We start from the raw sequence: 1,119 nt of genomic DNA on the forward strand, positions 1-1,119 counted from the left end.
AGCTTAATCATTCTAGCTCACCCCGACATTAAGAATTCGGTCATAAACAAGCAGTTTTTGAAAGAGGCCGCCGTGCAAAGCTTCACCGTGCGCGACCTAGCGCGCGAGTATCCTAGCGGCGAAATAGACGGTGAGCGCGAGCGCGCGATAATCAAAGCTCACGACGCGCTGGTGCTGCAATTTCCGCTGCATAATTTCTCCTCGCCCGCGATTTTAAAAAGCTGGATCGATGCGACGATGAGCTACGGATTTGCCTACGGGCGCACGAGCGACGGCATTCGTGGGCGCGCCGTGGCGCTGGCGGTGAGCGCGGGCATCAAGCGCGCCGACTACGCGCCTAGCGGGCGATATCATTTCACGATGGAGAAGATTTTAGCGCCATTTGAGCTGGCATTTCGCTACTATTTTCACGCCGACTGGCGCGAGTTTTTCGCGTTTTACGGCGCCGAAGAGACGCCGGGCGTGGATTACGAAAGCAGTGTCACGCAGATAGAAAAAAGGCGCGGCGGAGTACGCGGAATTTTTAAGAAATTTAAGCGCAAAGAGCGCGGGTAAAAAATTTTAAGTTAAAAACCAAAGCTGGTTTTGGGGCTAAATTTTAAATTTAAGCCTCTTTTCGGGCTTGAATTGCGCCCTTGAAACAAGAGGGCTGCGATGAAATTTCAAACGGGATGTTTAAATTTAGCCCGTTCCGCTTGCCGCAGGAATAAAATTTTGCCAAAGAATACAGCCTGCTTTGCGGCTCATCTAAATCATCGAAATATAAAATTTGCCGCGATTTAATGCGGCAAGCTGTAAAAATTCGCGGTCGCACCGTCTGCGAATAGCATTAAAAACGCAATAATGGATGAGCCGTGAAGCGGACGCGACAAAATTTTACAACGCGCCTTTTTGAGCTTGCTAGGCCGCGCGCTCGGCAGAGCAAATCAAAATTTCATAGCCGCGCAGAATTCCGCTTAGTAAAGCAAAACTCCGCCTTACTAAACAAAATCCCGTCCGCTAGATAAAATTCCGCCGAGCAGAGTAAAATTTTACGAAGGAATGAATAAGTCAAATTTAAAATCAAATCCGCGCGCGGAGTAGAAAGCGCCCGAACTAAGCTTGTGCCTCTTTTGCCGC

At 49.3% G+C, this 1,119-nt stretch carries 2 protein-coding genes; one reads left to right on the forward strand and one right to left on the reverse strand.

Going from position 1 to position 1,119, the window contains the following annotated elements; genetic code table 11:
- Positions 1-555 (forward strand): NAD(P)H-dependent oxidoreductase (locus Q0236_RS10835; protein ID WP_297917763.1); only part of this gene is annotated, 555 nt, incomplete at its 5' end.
- Between the two features lie 379 nt (positions 556-934).
- Here Q0236_RS10835 and Q0236_RS10840 read toward each other — a convergent pair.
- Positions 935-1,119, reverse strand: a 185-nt coding sequence (locus tag Q0236_RS10840; protein WP_297917766.1) for a hypothetical protein, incomplete at its 5' end; no start/stop codon positions are given.

Origin of the sequence: uncultured Campylobacter sp., from assembly GCF_938031315.1 — a bacterium.
Classification (GTDB): domain Bacteria; phylum Campylobacterota; class Campylobacteria; order Campylobacterales; family Campylobacteraceae; genus Campylobacter_B.